This is a genomic window from Paraburkholderia megapolitana, from assembly GCF_007556815.1.
Classification (GTDB): Bacteria; Pseudomonadota; Gammaproteobacteria; order Burkholderiales; family Burkholderiaceae; genus Paraburkholderia; species Paraburkholderia megapolitana.
In genome coordinates, this window is the sequence record NZ_CP041743.1 from 1,521,277 (window position 1) to 1,537,263 (window position 15,987).

At 62.9% G+C, this 15,987-nt stretch carries 15 protein-coding genes; 5 read left to right on the plus strand and 10 right to left on the minus strand.

Features of this window, described 5'->3' with window-relative positions; translation table 11 throughout:
• Positions 1-2 precede the first annotated feature (2 nt).
• The 6 genes from FNZ07_RS06400 to FNZ07_RS06425 form a co-directional block, all read right to left on the minus strand.
• A complete protein-coding gene (locus tag FNZ07_RS06400; protein WP_091012640.1) occupies positions 3-1,487 on the minus strand; it encodes a cryptochrome/photolyase family protein in 1,485 nt (494 codons plus the stop codon).
• 94 nt (positions 1,488-1,581) lie between these two features.
• The gene (locus tag FNZ07_RS06405) at positions 1,582-2,001 is read right to left on the minus strand and encodes an organic hydroperoxide resistance protein (protein ID WP_091012642.1); all 420 of its coding nucleotides are present in this window, start codon (positions 1,999-2,001) and stop codon (positions 1,582-1,584) included.
• Between the two features lie 163 nt (positions 2,002-2,164).
• Positions 2,165-2,617 carry a MarR family winged helix-turn-helix transcriptional regulator gene (locus tag FNZ07_RS06410; RefSeq protein ID WP_091012645.1) on the minus strand — a complete coding sequence of 151 codons (453 nt, stop codon included), beginning with the start codon at positions 2,615-2,617 and terminating at the stop codon, positions 2,165-2,167.
• A gap of 103 nt (positions 2,618-2,720) precedes the next feature.
• Positions 2,721-3,503 (minus strand): BPSS1780 family membrane protein, encoded by a 783-nt coding sequence (locus tag FNZ07_RS06415; protein ID WP_091012647.1) that lies wholly within the window; start codon positions 3,501-3,503, stop codon positions 2,721-2,723.
• Positions 3,494-4,489: a homoserine kinase gene (locus FNZ07_RS06420; RefSeq protein ID WP_091012649.1), complete on the minus strand. Its 996-nt coding sequence runs from the start codon at positions 4,487-4,489 to the stop codon at positions 3,494-3,496. Before FNZ07_RS06420 ends, FNZ07_RS06415 begins: the two co-directional genes overlap by 10 nt.
• 190 nt (positions 4,490-4,679) lie before the next feature.
• A complete protein-coding gene (locus tag FNZ07_RS06425; RefSeq protein WP_091012652.1) occupies positions 4,680-5,108 on the minus strand; it encodes a hypothetical protein in 429 nt (142 codons plus the stop codon).
• Between the two features lie 186 nt (positions 5,109-5,294).
• On the opposite strand from FNZ07_RS06425, the gene FNZ07_RS06430 reads away from it, so the two are divergent.
• Entirely contained in the window at positions 5,295-6,821 is a 1,527-nt protein-coding gene (locus FNZ07_RS06430; RefSeq protein ID WP_372342635.1) for an AMP nucleosidase, read from the plus strand.
• Between the two features lie 8 nt (positions 6,822-6,829).
• On the opposite strand, the gene FNZ07_RS06435 is transcribed toward FNZ07_RS06430, so the two are convergent.
• Positions 6,830-7,360 carry a chromate transporter gene (locus FNZ07_RS06435; protein ID WP_091012658.1) on the minus strand — a complete coding sequence of 177 codons (531 nt, stop codon included), beginning with the start codon at positions 7,358-7,360 and terminating at the stop codon, positions 6,830-6,832.
• Positions 7,357-7,953: a chromate transporter gene (locus tag FNZ07_RS06440; RefSeq protein ID WP_091012661.1), complete on the minus strand. Its 597-nt coding sequence runs from the start codon at positions 7,951-7,953 to the stop codon at positions 7,357-7,359. Before FNZ07_RS06440 ends, FNZ07_RS06435 begins: the two co-directional genes overlap by 4 nt.
• 98 nt (positions 7,954-8,051) lie before the next feature.
• Here FNZ07_RS06440 and FNZ07_RS06445 point away from each other — a divergent pair, with 98 nt between their 5' ends.
• Positions 8,052-8,933 carry a transcriptional regulator GcvA gene (locus FNZ07_RS06445; RefSeq protein ID WP_091012663.1) on the plus strand — a complete coding sequence of 294 codons (882 nt, stop codon included), beginning with the start codon at positions 8,052-8,054 and terminating at the stop codon, positions 8,931-8,933.
• Between the two features lie 28 nt (positions 8,934-8,961).
• Here FNZ07_RS06445 and FNZ07_RS06450 read toward each other — a convergent pair whose 3' ends face one another.
• The gene (locus FNZ07_RS06450; RefSeq protein WP_091012665.1) at positions 8,962-9,714 is read right to left on the minus strand and encodes an LOG family protein; all 753 of its coding nucleotides are present in this window, start codon (positions 9,712-9,714) and stop codon (positions 8,962-8,964) included.
• A 1-nt stretch (position 9,715) separates the two neighbouring features.
• Here FNZ07_RS06450 and polA point away from each other — a divergent pair, with 1 nt between their 5' ends.
• From polA to FNZ07_RS06465, 3 genes are all read left to right on the plus strand, one after another.
• Positions 9,716-12,469: a DNA polymerase I gene (polA, locus tag FNZ07_RS06455; RefSeq protein WP_091012667.1), complete on the plus strand. Its 2,754-nt coding sequence runs from the start codon at positions 9,716-9,718 to the stop codon at positions 12,467-12,469.
• A 150-nt stretch (positions 12,470-12,619) separates the two neighbouring features.
• Positions 12,620-13,969: an NAD(P)/FAD-dependent oxidoreductase gene (locus FNZ07_RS06460; RefSeq protein WP_091012670.1), complete on the plus strand. Its 1,350-nt coding sequence runs from the start codon at positions 12,620-12,622 to the stop codon at positions 13,967-13,969.
• 116 nt (positions 13,970-14,085) lie between these two features.
• The gene (locus FNZ07_RS06465; RefSeq protein ID WP_091012672.1) at positions 14,086-14,958 is read left to right on the plus strand and encodes a dienelactone hydrolase family protein; all 873 of its coding nucleotides are present in this window, start codon (positions 14,086-14,088) and stop codon (positions 14,956-14,958) included.
• A 106-nt stretch (positions 14,959-15,064) separates the two neighbouring features.
• On the opposite strand, the gene FNZ07_RS06470 is transcribed toward FNZ07_RS06465, so the two are convergent.
• Positions 15,065-15,934 (minus strand): sulfurtransferase, encoded by an 870-nt coding sequence (locus tag FNZ07_RS06470; protein WP_091012674.1) that lies wholly within the window; start codon positions 15,932-15,934, stop codon positions 15,065-15,067.
• Between the last annotated feature and the right edge of the window lie 53 nt (positions 15,935-15,987).

Sequence of the window (15,987 nt, forward strand, 5' to 3'; positions counted from 1 at the left end):
GATCACTTGCCGAAACGCGCGAGCGTGCGTTGTCGCGCATCGGCGTGATCGATAATCGGTTGTGGATAGTGCTTTCCGAGCACCACATGCCACTCCGCTAGCTGTCCCGCATCAGCCTGCCACGGCGCGTGTATCCGCTTTGGCGGTACGTGCTCGAGTTGCGGCAGGTAGCGCTTGATAAAGCGGCCCTGCGGATCGAATTTCTCCGACTGTGTGACCGGGTTGAAAATCCGGAACCATGGCTGCGCGTCGCAACCTGTCGATGCCGCCCATTGCCATCCGCCATTGTTCGCCGCGAAGTCGAAATCGTTCAGCCGTTCGGCGAAATAGCGCTCCCCGCGCCGCCAGTCGATACCTAGATCCTTCACCAGAAAACTCGCTGTCACCATCCGTAGACGGTTATGCATGTAGCCCGTCTGATTGAGCTGCAGCATCGCCGCGTCGATCAAAGGATAGCCCGTGCGGCCCTCGCACCACGCTGCAAAGGCCGCGTCTGCTGCGGGGCCGTGTTCCCAGCGGAGCGCAGCGTATTCCTCCTTGAACGACGCGCCGGCCGCGAGCCGCGGATGGTACGCGAGCACCATGAAGTAAAACTCCCGCCAGATAAGCTCCGACAGCCACGTTGCGGCACCCGCACCGTCTGGTTGTAGCGACCGCTCGTACGCAAGCCGCGCCAGGGTGCGGATCGACACTGTGCCGAAGCGCAGATGGACGGACAGATAGCTCGGGCCCTTCGCCGCCGGGAAATCGCGCCATTCCGCGTAACTGTCGATGCGCGTCACGAAATCGTCGAGGAGCCGTTGGGCGCCGCTCATGCCGGCGGGCAACTTCAGATCGGCGAAATTGCTGGGTGTGAAACCTAGTTGTGCAAGCGTCGGTAGACCGTGATCAAGATGCGGCGGCGGCGCGCCGAGACGATCGGCGTATGCGTCGACTGGATACGGTTTCAGGTCGAACGCGCTGAGGTTCTTGAGCCACGCATTCTTGTACGGCGTGAAGACCGAGAAGGGCTTCTGCTGGCCTGTCAGAACCTCGTCGCGCTCGAAAATAACCTGATCCTTGAACGTGACCAGTTCGCGCTGTGCGTCGGCGAGCGACTCGCGTACGGCTTCATCGCGTTCGATCGCGGCAGGCTCGTAGTCGTGATTGGCAAAGACCGCATTGACGGCGAGTTGTTCTGCGAGCGCCGGCACGACTGCCCGCGGATCGCCGTGCAAAACGATCAGACCACCACCGTATCCTCGCAGTGAGCTGTCCAGTTCCGCAAGCGATGCCAGGATGAATTCGACACGACGGTCCTCGCGCGTGTTGCGCGATGCCTCGATGAGCGGCTGCAGGATCGTCGTATCGAACACGAACACGCACCAGACCCGACGACAATGCTTGAGCGCGTAGTAAAGCGCGGCGTGATCGCTGCTGCGCAGATCGCGGCGAAACCAGGCAAGGCCGGTATCGAAGTCAGTCTGTAGATGTTGGGTGCGAGTCATGTGTGCGGATGGACGTAGAAGACACGCCCATCCGGTCGCGGCAGGCGGCAGTCGATGCCGCCGAAGATAACACCGCCCGCCGCCGGTCGCCGCTTCAGACGATCCGCACGCGTACGTCGACGTTGTTGCGCGTGGCGTTCGAGTACGGGCACACCGTGTGCGCGGTATCGACCAGTTCGCGCGCGGCAGCTTCGTCGAGACCCGGCAGCGATACCCGCAGTTCGACATCCAGCGCAAAACCGCCCTTATCGTTCGGACCGACGCCGACATCCGCGGTGACGGTCGTGTCGGCCGGCAGCGCTTGCTTATGCTGACCCGCGACGAACTTCATCGCGCTCAGGAAGCATGCCGAATAGCCGGCGGCGAACAGTTGCTCGGGGTTCGTGCCCGCTGCGCCGTTACCGCCGAGTTCGCGCGGGGCGGCCAGTTGTACGTCGAGTGCCTTGTCGGAAGAAACCGCCCGGCCGTCGCGGCCGCCGGTGCTGGTGGCGGTTGCCTTGTAGAGTACGCTCATGGTTGCTGCTCCTGTTTCGTGGCGTGGATGAGTGCTGCGATAACCGGCGGTTGCCACTGTCGCGTCGGGCATCGAAAATGTGTGCAACGAGTGAATAGTACACTAATTGTTAGTGTACAAACTAAATTCTGTGGCATGTTCGCAATGTGGAATCTGCGCTGGGTTACTTGTCGAGATACTCGTGCAATGTGCCGCGCAGTGCGGTCAGGTCGTCGCGCAGGCGCATCAGGAAGTCGGGTGTGCGCTGGGCCGCGCAGAATAGTTCTGCGGGCACCTCGCGCGCCGAGCGCTTGAGCGTCGTGCCGGAACGGGTGAGCCGGATATAGACGAGGCGCTCGTCCTCGGTGCCGCGCATGCGTTCGATATAACCTTGAGCCTCGAGGCGCTTCAATAGCGGCGTTACCGTGGCCGAATCGAGATTCAACCGGCCAGCGATGTCTTTCACCGTCAGGTCATCGCTTTCCCACAGCACCAGCATCGCCAGATATTGCGGATAGGTGAGCCCGAGCTTGTCGAGTAGCGGCTTATACACCTTCGTCATCGCAAGCGACGTCGAATAAAGCGCGAAGCAGAGTTGCTCGTCGAGCGTGAATGGCAGGGTGGGGCGCTGGGTCATGATGGGTCTCGTCGGTGGAAAGCGTACAAATGAATTGCACGCTAACCATTGTGCCGTAACTTCGCGAGGGCGACGAGCGTGCCGGGCGCCGGCACGTAGTGGATCAGGCCGATGGTGCCGAAGGGAGGTCGGGCGCGTCCGGAGCCGGGACGCTGAAGCAACCACGATACGTCGCGTAGACCGAGCAATAGATCATCGCCGTGAAGATCGTCGACACCGTCGTCACGACCGCGAACGTTAGAGATTCGTCTGTGCCGAGCTGCTGGACCAGGATTGCCAGGATAGTCACGACTGCGAGCAACAGCACGATCCACAGCACGCCATACACGATGAATGCGCTGCGATTGCGCCAGCAACTGACGAAGCTGGCGAAAAATGCCTTCGCGACAGGCATGTCGTGCCATGCGCAAAGAATCGGCGCGAACCAGAACAGCATCGCGACCGGTATGGAGAACGCGAAGAATGTCAGCATGCCTTTCACGGGCACGTCTTCGGCGCTCGCGATCTGTTGGGCCAGCATGCCGCTGTCGACGAACGTTGCAACGGTCGCCACCGCCGTCATCGCAGCAATGAATAGCGCACCGAGTAAGAGCAGGCGTTTCGCGGCCGCGTTGCCATACGAACGAAAGCCGTCGACGAGAATAGTCGGAAACACCGGTTTGCCAGCGATCGTATCGCGGCAGCCTGCCATGAAACCCACTGAAACACCCGGAATGAGGATCAGAAACACCAGGCCGCCAACATACGGGACGCGCGCAATCAGCGTCATCACCAGCGTGTAGGCAAAACATAGCGTGAGAAAAGCGAGCGGATTTTTGCGAAACAGCCAGATGCCCTGGCGGAACCACACATAGCCGGTTTTCGCCGGGACTTCGATCAGTTGCATGAGGTATGAATGCCAGGAAGTACAGCGCCGGACAGGCGCTCGCGCAGAATGCGTTCGAAATGGCCTGGGTCGTGCGGTTTCAGCAGTTCAGCCGCACGCGGCAGATGGAAATCATACAGGCGCGAAACCCAGAAGCGGTACGCGCCGGCCCGTAGCATATCGCCCCAGTGCCGGATTTCCGCCGCGGTGAACGGGCGCACGGTTTGATAGGCGCGCAGCAGCGCGTCGGTGCGGGCCGCGTCGAACCGGCCCGTGGCCAGATCGACGCACCAGTCGTTGACCGTAACTGCGACGTCGAACAGCCACTTGTCGGTGCCGGCGAAATAAAAGTCGAAGAAGCCGCCGAGCCGGACTTCATGGCCGGTGTCAGGCGCTGCGTGCGCGAACAACACGTTGTCGCGGAACAGATCGCAATGGCACGGCCCCGCGGGCAGTGCCGCGTAATCGTCGGAGGCGAAGAATGCCTGTTGATGCGCGAGTTCGGCGGTTAGCAGATCGCGCTGTGCGCCGGCCAGAAACGGCAGCACGGCGGGCACGGTTTCCTGCCACCACGGCAGGCTGCGCAGGTTCGGCTGATGCTGCGCAAAATCGCGACCCGCGAGATGCATGCGCGCAAGCATCTGGCCAACCTCGACGCAATGCTCGACGCCCGGCGCCAGCTCCGGGCTACCTTCGAGCTTGCTGACGATCGCGGCCGGCTTGCCGTGCAGTATGCCGAACAGCTTGCCGTCGTCGAGTGGAACCGGATCGGGGACCGGCACGCGATGTGCGGCCAGATGCCGCATCAGATCGAGATAGAACGGCAACTGCCCGGCCGTCAGCTTCTCGAAGATCGTGAGGACGTATTCGCCGCGCGTCGTGGTCAGAAAGAAGTTGCTGTTCTCGATGCCCGACGGAATGCCGCGAAACCCGACGACATCGCCGAGATCGTAGTGGCGCATCCATTGTGCGAGTTGCAGTTCGGTGACAGCAGTGAAGACAGCCATGCGGGAAGCGTCGGATCGGGTTGGTCGGACTGGCTCGAGGCGGCCAGTGCGGCAGGCGGGTGAGACCGCCCGGGCAGGGAGCCACGGGCGAAATCGTGCGGTTTGGGTAGGTCCTGGTATTGCGGTACTGCGGCGATGCTGTGGCGCGGCGTTGCCGTCCCGCGCGGACATCGTGTTACATCATGCGGGATCAATAGTGCAGGTTGATCGACGGCAGGCGTGTGCTTGCGCGGCCGTTGTCGCGCACTGTAGGCGATGTGTCGGTCGGTGCGCTCATCTGGTAGCGCGTGCCGAAGTTCGAACGCACGTCGATTTCGACTGGTTTGCCTTTGTCGCGGTATTCGGTGATTTCGGTGCCGCTGCCACTGCGTTCGTAGAAGCTCGGCGTGCGCGGCACGTCGATGTCGACCTTCGAGCTGACTTCGGCTGCCGGACGGTTGATCGCCTTCAGGTTCGGCAGGCCGGCGCGTTCGTTGGCGGATTGCGCTTCGTCGGCAGCGGCAGCTTGAGCGTTCGTGGCAGCCGTGGCGTCGTCGGTGGGCTGGGCGGCCAGTGCGACGCCGCCGAAGGCGAGCGTCGCTGCAACGGCTGCCGCGGCGACGGTAAGGAACGACTTCATGGCGATTCTCCGATTGGGTGCCCAGATTCTAGCAAATCCATGCTCCGGGCACGGATTACCAAGGGTTATTTTGCGCCGCTTTCGCGCAGGTTGCGCGGAACCAGCCCGCGCCCCGTCCGGTCTGCCGCGGGCATCCGCGGCGCGTGTTCCATGGTAATGTCGTCGCATCAACCGAGGCCAATGAAGATGAACGATCCACTCAAATCACGCGCGGTGCAGACACCCGCCGACACCTTCCCGACCGAGGCGTTCGCCGACGCCGCCGACGCCGTCACCCGGCTTTCCGCGATCTACGAAGCGAATACGTCGTACCTGCGCGACGCGTTTGCCCGCTACCGGCGCAACGAGGCATTCGAGCGCCGCGTGCGCGCGTGTTACCCGTTCGTGCGGGTGCGCACCGAGGTCAACACACACATCGATTCGCGCCGCTCATATGGTTTTGTCGCCGGCCCCGGCGTGTTCGAGACCACCGTGACGCGGCCCGATCTGTTCGGCAACTACTATCGCGAACAGTTGCGACTGCTGGCGAAGAATCATCATGTATCGATTGAGGTCGGTGTATCGGACCAGCCTATTCCGATTCACTTCGCGTTTGCGGAGGGCATTCATCTGGAAGGCGATCTCGATCGCGAGCGGCTGTTCGCGATGCGCGATATCTTCGATACGCCCGACCTTGCGCTGCTCGATGACCGCATCGTCAACGGTACCTATGAACCGCCGCCCGGCGAGCCGCATCCGCTTGCGCTGTTCACGGCCGCGCGCGTGGATTTCTCGCTGCATAGACTGAAGCACTACACGGCGACGTCGCCGACGCATTGCCAGAACTACGTGCTGTACACGAACTACCAGTTCTATATCGACGAGTTCGTCGCGCTCGGCCGCAAGATGATGGCCCATACCGACGACGCGGAGCTGCGTGCCTATCGCAGCGAATACACATCGTTCGTTGAACCCGGCGACGTGATCACGTACAACGCGAATCTCGGCGAGCAGGACGACGAGGGTACGCCGCCACCGCGTCTGCCGCAGATGCCTGCCTATCACCTGAAGCGCGCGGACGGCAGCGGCATCACGATGGTCAACATCGGCGTCGGGCCGTCCAACGCGAAGACGATTACCGATCACATCGCCGTGCTGCGTCCGCATGCGTGGATCATGCTGGGTCACTGCGCGGGGCTGCGCAATACGCAGCGTCTTGGCGATTACGTGCTTGCGCACGGCTATGTGCGTGAGGATCACGTGCTCGACGATGACCTGCCGCTATGGGTGCCGATTCCGGCGCTCGCCGAAGTGCAGGTCGCGCTGGAAGGTGCGGTCGCGCAGGTGACGCAGCTCGAAGGCGTCGAACTGAAGCGCGTGATGCGCACCGGGACGGTGGCGAGCGTTGATAACCGCAACTGGGAACTGCGCGATCATCGCGAGCCGGTGCAGCGGCTGTCGCAAAGCCGTGCGGTTGCGCTCGATATGGAAAGCGCGACGATTGCGGCGAATGGTTTTCGCTTTCGCGTGCCGTACGGTACGTTGCTGTGCGTGTCGGACAAACCGCTACACGGCGAACTGAAGTTGCCTGGCATGGCCGATCAGTTCTATCGCGCGCAGGTCGATCAGCATCTGCAGATCGGGGTGAAGGCGATGGAGATTTTGCGCACGAACGGGTTGCATCGGTTGCATAGCCGTAAGTTGCGGAGTTTTGCGGAAGTGGCGTTTCAGTAAACCGCCCCTCAAAACTGCCCAAACCCCGTCAACCCAATCAAACTCCCGGCAGCCAGCAACCACAGCGGATGAATCCGCGTCTTCAGCGCAAGTGCCGCGCACACGGCGGTGATCGCCCACGCGATCGCCGTCGTATCGGAAGCCTGCGCGATCAGCGCCGCGCTCGCGCCGACGAGGCCCGCCGTGACCGGCACGAGCGCCTTCTGCACGATGCTTCTCCACGGCCGGTCCTTGAAGCGTTCCCACGCGTGCAGCGCGAGAATCGTCACGATCGACGACGGTCCGAACTTCGCCACCGACGTCACCAGCATGCCGGCCCATCCGGCCACGTGCCAGCCGACCAGCGTCACGATCATCAGGTTCGGTCCAGGCGCGGCCTGCGCAAGCGCGAAGAGCGCGCTGAATTCGCTGGCGGGCATCCAGTGATGCACGTCCACCACCTGCCGCTGCATTTCCGGAAGGATCGTATTGCCGCCGCCGAATGCGAGCAGTGACAACTGGCTAAAGATAATTGCAAGCGAAACGAGTGTGTCGTTCATGGTGCCGTCTTCCCGGCTTCGGCGATTTTCCGCGCGCGTGCGGCGACAAGCATGCTGAGCGGCGTGAGCACGAGCATGGTCGGCAGGAGCGGCACACGCACGATTGCGATGGCGACGAACCCGAGCGCGGCGATGATCGCCGCCGCCGGATCGTGCCGCAACGGCAGCAGGATCTTGACCGCCATCGCGACGAGCAGACCAGCCGCGGCTGCCGCGAGCCCGGCGAACAGGTGCTTCACATGCGGGTCATTTTGCGTGTGCTCATACAGCACACCGAGACCGATCACGACGAGCGAAGGCCCTGCGATCAACCCGAGCAACCCTGCAAGCGCGCCAGGCAGTCCACGAAAACGCATGCCGATCGCAACCGACAGGTTGATGACATTGCCGCCCGGCAGAAACTGGCACAACCCGAGCAGATCGGTGAATTCGGCGGCGGTCAGCCAGTGGCGCCGCTCGACGACCGCACGTCGCGCAAGCGGCAACGCACCGCCAAACGAGATGAGGCCGAGGCCAAGAAAGCCGCCGAATATTTCGCGCAACGTAGGCCGATGTGTAAGCGATGTGTCAGGGGAAGTGGGCTGCTGATTCATTGTGATGTTCGTCCGGTACAGACCGTCGAGAGTAGCGCCGAAGCGTTGTCGGGCAAAACGATTTTTCGGGCATCCGCTTGTGATCTACAATCACAAGCATGGCTCGCAATCTTCCTCCGTTCTCTGCGCTCCGTGCCTTCGAGGCCGCGGCCCGGTGCGATAGCTTCACCGCCGCCGCAGACGAGTTGCATGTGACTCACGGTGCAATCAGCCGGCAGGTCGCCGCGTTCGAAGCATGGGTCGGCGTGCAGGTGTTTCATCGTCGCGGCAAGCGGGTCCGGCTCACCGACGACGGGCGCCGCTATCTCGCGAGCGTGCAGGCTGCGTTCGACAGCATTGCGCTCGCGACGGATCAACTGCGCGATACCGGCGTCGTGCATGTGCTGCGCGTCAACGCCCTGTCGACTTTCGCAATGAAGTGGCTGCTACCGCGCTTGAGCCAGTTTCAGCGGATGGCGCCCAATGTCGAGCTACGGCTGTCGACGTCGGATGCACCGGTGGAGACGATCGATGGTTTCGATGTGGCGGTCAGGCGCGGTCCCGCGCACTGGCCGAACTGCGCGAGCGGCCATTTTCTCGAGGAACACGAGATTCCGGTATGCAGCCCCGCGCTGTTGCAGCGCGCGCCGATCGTCGTGGCCGATGACCTCGCGCGCCACGTGTTGCTGCATTCGGATACCCGGCCGGATGCGTGGCGCAACTGGCTGGCAGCAGCAGGGGTGAAGGCGAAGTGCCGCAAGAAGCAGTCGTTCGACCACTTCCATCTGGCATTGCAGGCAGCGATAGATGGACTCGGTGCCGCACTCGGACCGCTGCCGATGCTGGCCGACGAACTCGCGTCCGGACGGCTCGTCGTGCCGCTACCCGGACCGCGACTCGATGCGCGTGGCTACTGGTGGGTGGCGCGGCACGAAGTAGCCGATTCGCCACTCGTCGTGCAGTTCTGCCGCTGGCTCGAGGCGCAGGCCGATGCCGCGTAAGCGGCGACTGACCTGCCAGCCAGACGCGTTACAGGTAGAACATCCGGTCTTCGTCCGACTTGCCCGGATGGACGTCGCCGTCTTCATGCTCTTCGCGGTCTTCGTAGAACGCGAGCACCGCTTCGAGCACCTGGTCCGGATCGTCGATGACCTGCATCAGGTCCATGTCGTTGGCATTGATCAGGCCCATCGGCACCAGCTGATCCTTGAACCAGCCGAGCAGGCCATGCCAGAACTCGCCGCCGACCAGAATGATCGGTACGTGCCGCGACTTCTTCGTCTGGATCAGCGTGAGCACTTCCGCGAGTTCGTCGAGCGTGCCGAAGCCGCCCGGCATCACGATCACGGCATCCGAGTTCTTCACGAACGTCACCTTGCGCGTGAAGAAATGGCGAAAGCGCAGCGAGATGTCCTGCCACTGGTTGCCCGATTGCTCGTGCGGCAACTCGATGTTCAGACCGACCGAAGGGGCCTTGCCCGCATGCGCGCCCTTGTTCGCTGCTTCCATGATGCCGGGGCCGCCGCCGGAGATCACCGCGAAGCCCGCGTCGGACAGTTTGCGCGCGATCTGCGTGGCGAGTTTGTAGTAGGGCGAGTCCGGTTTCAGTCGCGCTGAACCGTAGATGCTGACAGCCGGGCGGATCTCCGAGAGGTACTCGGTCGCCTCGATAAACTCTGCCATAATCGTGAACATCTGCCACGATGCGCGGGCCTTTTTGGCTGTCGCGCGCTCTTGATCTGCGAGCGATCGCAGACTCGGAATCACTTTTCTCTTAGTCATAATGCCTGAAGAACAGTACCTGGAAGCGAAGCTGGAAGGTAAGACCCTGCTATTGGTAGACGGTTCGAGCTATCTCTACCGGGCCTACCACGCATTGCCCGATCTGCGTGGACCGGACGGCGAACCGACCGGCGCGCTGTACGGCATCATCAACATGCTGCGGCGCATGCGCAAGGAAGTCACTGCAGAGTATAGCGCGTGCGTGTTCGATGCGAAGGGCAAGACGTTTCGCGACGACTGGTACCCGGATTACAAGGCCAACCGCGCGTCGATGCCCGAAGATCTGGTGCGCCAGATCGAGCCGATCCATGTCGCCGTGCGCGCGCTGGGCTGGCCGCTGCTGATGATCGATCGCGTTGAGGCCGATGACGTGATCGGTACGCTCAGCACACAGGCCGAAAAGCTCGGCATGAAGGTGATCGTCTCCACCGGCGACAAAGACCTCGCGCAACTCGTTACCGATAGCGTCACGTTGATCAACACGATGACGAACGAAACGCTTGATCGCGCGGGCGTGCTCGCGAAGTTCGGCGTGCCACCGGAGCGGATCGTCGATTACCTGTCGCTGATCGGCGATACCGTCGACAACGTGCCGGGCGTCGACAAGTGCGGACCGAAAACAGCGTTGAAGTGGCTCGCGCAGTACGACTCGCTCGACGGCGTCATCGCGCATGCGGATGAAATCAAGGGGGCAGTCGGCGACAACCTGCGCCGCGCACTCGACTTCCTGCCGATGGCGAGAAAGCTCGTCACTGTCGAAACCGCCTGCGATCTGACGCAGCACATCGCATCGATTGAAGCGTCGCTTGCATCGCGGCCCGAGGCTCGCACCGAATTGCGCGATGTGTTCGCGCGGCACGGCTTCAAGACATGGTTGCGTGAAGTCGAGACGGCCGAGGTCGTCGAAGGGCCGCAAATCGACGTGGCACCGGCGCAAACCGTCGACGTCGAACGTCACTACGACACCGTGCAGACGTGGGAGCAATTCGACGCGTGGTTCGCGAAGATCGACGCTGCGCAGCTCACCGCATTCGATACCGAAACCACTTCGCTCGATCCAATGACCGCGCAACTCGTCGGTCTGTCGTTGTCCGTGGAACCGGGTTATGCAGCCTATATTCCGGTTGCACATCGCGGACCCGATGCACCGGTGCAACTGCCGCGCGACGAAGTGCTCGCGAAGCTGAAGCCCTGGCTAGAGAGTCCGACAAAGAAAAAAGTCGGCCAGCATTTGAAGTATGACGAACAGGTGCTCGCTAACTACGGCATCGAGATGGACGGCATCGAGCACGACACGCTGCTCGAGTCGTACGTGGTCGAATCGCATCGCACGCACGACATGGACAGCCTCGCGCTGCGTCATCTCGGCATCAAGACGATCAAGTACGAGGAAGTAGCGGGCAAGGGCGCGCAGCAGATCGGCTTCGATGAAGTCGCACTCGATCAGGCCGCCGAATACGCCGCGGAAGACGCCGACATCACGCTGCGTCTGCATCTCGCGCTGTACCCGCAGGTCACCGCAGAGAAAGGCCTCGAATACGTGTACCGGGAGATCGAGCTTCCGACGTCGCGTGTGCTGCGCAAGATGGAACGCGCCGGCGTGCTGATCGATGCCGAGAAACTGCGCCGGCAAAGCAACGAGATCGCGACACGGCTCGTGCAGCTCGAAGGCGAAGCGTACGAACTGGCGGGCGGCGAATTCAATCTCGGTTCGCCGAAGCAGATCGGCCAGATCTTCTTCGAGAAGCTGCAATTGCCGGTCGTGAAGAAGACGCCGAGCGGCGCGCCTTCCACCGATGAAGAAGTGCTGCAGAAACTCGCCGAAGACTATCCGCTACCGAAGCTGCTACTCGAACATCGCGGGCTTTCGAAGCTGAAGTCGACCTACACCGACAAACTGCCGCGCATGGTCAATGCGCAGACGGGCCGCGTGCATACGAACTATGCGCAGGCCGTGGCGGTAACGGGGCGGCTCGCATCGAACGATCCGAATCTGCAGAACATTCCGGTGCGCACGGCAGAAGGCCGGCGCATTCGCGAAGCTTTTATCGCGGCGCCTGGCCACAAGCTCGTTTCCGCCGACTACTCGCAGATCGAACTGCGCATCATGGCGCACATCTCGGGCGACGAATCGCTGCTGCGTGCGTTTGCTCAAGGCGAGGACATCCACCGCGCAACGGCCGCCGAAGTGTTCGGCGTGACGCCGCTCGAAGTGAATTCGGACCAGCGACGCATCGCGAAGGTGATCAACTTCGGTTTGATCTACGGAATGAGTTCGTTTGGTCTGGCATCGAATCTCGGCATTACGCGCGATGCGGCGAAGCTCTATATCGACCGGTATTTCGCGCGCTATCCGGGCGTGGCGAAATACATGGACGACACGCGCGCGAGCGCGAAAGAGAAGGGCTACGTCGAGACCGTGTTCGGTCGGCGGCTGTGGTTGCCCGAAATCAACGGTGGTAACGGCCCGCGCCGGCAGGCCGCGGAACGCGCGGCGATCAACGCGCCGATGCAGGGCACGGCCGCCGATCTGATCAAGCTGTCGATGATCGCGGTGCAGCGCTGGCTCGACGCATCGCCGGTCGGTACGCGGATGATCATGCAGGTCCACGATGAACTGATACTCGAAGTGCCCGACAGCGAACTCGCCGAGGTTCGCAAGAGGCTGCCCGAACTGATGTGCGGCGTTGCTGCGCTGAAGGTGCCGCTCGTTGCAGAAGTCGGCGCCGGCGACAACTGGGAAGAAGCACATTGACGCCTGTGCACGCATATAGTCATGCGTATGTCACACATGTTGACCTGCGGCTTGCAAGAAGCCGCAGGCGTCGCCGACAATCGATAACGACGGCATAAGCCACGCATCACGCCGTCTCGACCCACAACCGATCGACATACGGAGAATCGCATGCATCGTTTTATCGTCGTTGGCGGGGGCGCGGGGGGGCTGGAACTGGCGACGCGTTTAGGCGACCGCTACGCTCCAAAGAAGAACAAGGGCGACGCACGTGCGCAGGTCATGCTGGTCGACCGCTATCCGACGCATATCTGGAAGCCGTTGCTGCATGAGGTCGCGGCAGGCAGCATGGACCCGTTCACGCAGGAACTCGAATATGCAGCCCAGGCGCGCTGGCATGGCTTCGAGTTTCAGCAGGGCGAACTGACCGCGCTCGATCGCGCGGCGCGGCGCATCACGCTCTCGTCGGTTGCGGATGAAGACGGCGCGGAATTGTTGCCGCAACGCGAACTCGAATACGACACGCTCGTTATTGCGATCGGCAGCACGACGCATTTCTTCGGCGTGCAGGGTGCGTCCGAGTATTCGATCGCGCTCGATACCGTCCACCAGGCTGAGCGCTTTCGCAAACGTCTGATCGCCGCGTGCATCCGCGCCGAATACCAGGCGCACGAACCCGTCGAGTCGGGGCTGGACGCATCGGCTTCGAGCGAGCCGCGCATTCAGGTGGCGATTGTCGGTGGCGGTGCGACCGGCGTCGAACTGTCTGCCGAGTTGCGCAACACCGCGCAGGTGCTGTCGGCGTACGGCTTGCATAAACTCGATCCGCGGCATGACATCGGCATCGTGCTGATCGAAGCCGGCGCGCGGATTTTGCCGGCGCTGCCCGAGCGCGTATCGACTGCCACGACGGAACTGCTCGTCAAACTCGGCGTCAAGCTGATGACCGGCGAGACCGTGTCCGAAGTCGCGCCGGGCCTCGTGCGTACGGCGAGCGGCAAGACCGTGCGCGCCGACCTGACGGTCTGGGCCGCGGGCATCAAGGCGCCAGCGGTGCTAAGCCAGCTCGACGGCCTGGCCGTGAACCGGCAGGGCCAGCTCATCGTGCGCAATACGCTGCAGACCGAAACCGACGACAACATCTTCGCGCTCGGCGATTGCGCCGCGTGCGCGTGGGCGGGTACCGACGGCAACGTGCCGCCGCGCGCACAGGCCGCGCACCAGCAGGCGAGTTTTCTGCTGAAAGCGCTGGCGGCTCGCGTCGACGGTGGTGCCTTGCCGCAGTTTGCTTACCGCGATTTCGGTTCGCTCGTATCGCTTGGGCACTTCAGCGCGGTCGGCAATCTGATGGGCGGGGTGATCGGCGGCAGCATGCTGATCGAGGGGCTGTTCGCGCGTTTCATGTACATGTCGCTGTACCGGCTGCATATTGCCGCTCTGCATGGTTACGCGCGGATGGTGCTCGATACGGTCGCGCACTGGCTGCGGCGCACGACGTTGCCGCGGGTCAAACTGCACTGAGCGTGGCGTGTGGCGGCTTTAGAACCGCTGCTGCCCGCTGCCTGCGGTCTGTACGGCGCGCGTTTGCCGCCGGGGGTATGCTGTTGCGTCGTTGCCTTCCACCCAAGGAGCGCTACATGCTGAAACCCGAAGTCGATAGCCTCGTTCCACACGTTCCCTTCGATCGCCGTACCTTCATCAAGGCCGCACTCGGCAGCGGTTTTGCCGCCGCCGTGCTGCCGGTGTCGGCACAGACCATTCACACCGATAGCGACGGACTCGAAGCCGGCGAGGTCGCCGTGACCTCGGGCGGCATCATCGTGCCGGCCTATCGCGCGCAGCCGAAGGGCAAGACGCATCTGCCCGTGATCATCGTGGTCCACGAGATTTTCGGCGTGCATGAGCACATCGCCGACGTCTGCCGCCGTTTCGCGAAAGCGGGTTATCTGGCGATTGCACCGAACCTGTATACGCGGGAAGGCGATGCGTCGATCTATCCAACCATTCAGCAGCTCAACGAGCAGCTCGTCAGCAAGGTACCTGATGCGCAGGTGCTGGCCGATCTCGACGCCACCGTAGCATGGGCCGGCGAGCATGGCGGCGATCTGCGGCGTGTGGGTGTCAACGGTTTCTGCTGGGGCGGACGGATCACATGGCTGTATGCGGAACACAATCCGAACGTGCGCGCGGGTGTCGCATGGTACGGGCGCGTGGCCGGCGATCACACTGCGATGACGCCGGCCAATCCGATCGATCGTGTCGCCGATCTGCACGCACCGGTGCTGGGCCTTTACGGCCGGCAGGATACGAGCATTCCGCAGGACACACTCGAGCAGATGAAGCAGGCGATCGCCGAGGGTCCGCGTGAAGGACGCGGCTCGCAGTTTGTCGTGTATGACGACGCGGGCCACGCGTTTTTCGCTGACTATCGGCCGAGCTACAAGAAGGCGGATGCCGAAGACGGTTGGCGGCGCGCGCTAGCGTGGTTTAAACAGCACGGTGTGGCTTGAGCGAGCACGCGCGCTGTGAGTTGAGTGCAGCGGCATGACGCGATGGTCGCGTCTGCCGCTATTGCTTGCTCGGCTAGCTCGAAGGCTATCTGCGGGCCTCGTAGTCTCAGGGCGCCGCGCCCGTCGCAACTGGCCGCGATGTATCGGCGACCCATTCGCTCCACGATCCAGAATAAAGCGCGGCCCCGTGCAGCCCGGCAATCTCCATGGCGAGCGCGTTATGACAGGCGGTGACGCCCGAGCCGCATTGCAGAACGACCTTCTCCGGTGCGGTGCCGGGCAGCAGCGCGCCGAATTCTTCGCGTAGCGTGTGTGCGGACTTGAAGCGACCGTCCGCGGTGAGGTTGTCCTTGAAGAAGCGGTTCAGCGCGCCAGGAATATGACCGCCCACTGGATCGATTGTTTCGTTTTCTCCGCGGTAACGATCGGCAGCTCGCGCGTCGACAAGGATGCGCTCGCGTGTGCCGAGATTGCGCTCGACCGCCTGCGCATCGATCGTCACCGCCAGCGGCGCGCCGGCCTTGAAGTCGCCGCGGACCAGAGTCGGCGCGTCCTGCATCAGCGGCTCGCTGGAGGCCTGCCAGGCTTGCAGTCCGCCGTCGAGCAGCGCGACCGCGTCATGTCCGAGCCAGCGCAGCAACCACCACAGGCGCGCCGCGTACATCCCGCCTTGCGCGTCGTAAGCGACAACCTGCTGGCCCTGCTTCAGTCCCTGTGCAACCAGCGTTTCGACGAGCTTCGCGCGCTCGGGCAAAGGATGGCGCCCGTTCGCGCCGGTTTTCGACCCGGAAAGATCGCGATCGAGATGCAGATAATGCGCGCCGGGCAGATGACCGGCGGCGTAGGCGGCTTCGCCCGCATCCGGCGCGGCGAGATCGAAGCGGCAATCGGCAACGAAGACGCTGCCGGGCGCGGCGGCGAGCCGCTCGGCGAGATTCGTTGCGGAGATCAGGGTGGTGTAGTGGGTGTGCGGCATGACGGCTCCTGGAGACGGCGGTTTCGGTCGTAGCCGAACCCTGTTCCAAGTCT

Bases quoted from the DNA above. Each gene is read 5' to 3' on its own strand.
- FNZ07_RS06400 (WP_091012640.1), bottom strand. From the start codon at position 1,487: ATGACTCGCACCCAACATCTACAGACTGACTTCGATACCGGCCTTGCC.
- FNZ07_RS06405 (WP_091012642.1), bottom strand. From the start codon at position 2,001: ATGAGCGTACTCTACAAGGCAACCGCCACCAGCACCGGCGGCCGCGAC.
- FNZ07_RS06410 (WP_091012645.1), bottom strand. From the start codon at position 2,617: ATGACCCAGCGCCCCACCCTGCCATTCACGCTCGACGAGCAACTCTGC.
- FNZ07_RS06415 (WP_091012647.1), bottom strand. From the start codon at position 3,503: ATGCAACTGATCGAAGTCCCGGCGAAAACCGGCTATGTGTGGTTCCGC.
- FNZ07_RS06420 (WP_091012649.1), bottom strand. From the start codon at position 4,489: ATGGCTGTCTTCACTGCTGTCACCGAACTGCAACTCGCACAATGGATG.
- FNZ07_RS06425 (WP_091012652.1), bottom strand. From the start codon at position 5,108: ATGAAGTCGTTCCTTACCGTCGCCGCGGCAGCCGTTGCAGCGACGCTC.
- FNZ07_RS06430 (WP_372342635.1), top strand. From the start codon at position 5,295: ATGAACGATCCACTCAAATCACGCGCGGTGCAGACACCCGCCGACACC.
- FNZ07_RS06435 (WP_091012658.1), bottom strand. From the start codon at position 7,360: ATGAACGACACACTCGTTTCGCTTGCAATTATCTTTAGCCAGTTGTCA.
- FNZ07_RS06440 (WP_091012661.1), bottom strand. From the start codon at position 7,953: ATGAATCAGCAGCCCACTTCCCCTGACACATCGCTTACACATCGGCCT.
- FNZ07_RS06445 (WP_091012663.1), top strand. From the start codon at position 8,052: ATGGCTCGCAATCTTCCTCCGTTCTCTGCGCTCCGTGCCTTCGAGGCC.
- FNZ07_RS06450 (WP_091012665.1), bottom strand. From the start codon at position 9,714: ATGACTAAGAGAAAAGTGATTCCGAGTCTGCGATCGCTCGCAGATCAA.
- polA (WP_091012667.1), top strand. From the start codon at position 9,716: ATGCCTGAAGAACAGTACCTGGAAGCGAAGCTGGAAGGTAAGACCCTG.
- FNZ07_RS06460 (WP_091012670.1), top strand. From the start codon at position 12,620: ATGCATCGTTTTATCGTCGTTGGCGGGGGCGCGGGGGGGCTGGAACTG.
- FNZ07_RS06465 (WP_091012672.1), top strand. From the start codon at position 14,086: ATGCTGAAACCCGAAGTCGATAGCCTCGTTCCACACGTTCCCTTCGAT.
- FNZ07_RS06470 (WP_091012674.1), bottom strand. From the start codon at position 15,934: ATGCCGCACACCCACTACACCACCCTGATCTCCGCAACGAATCTCGCC.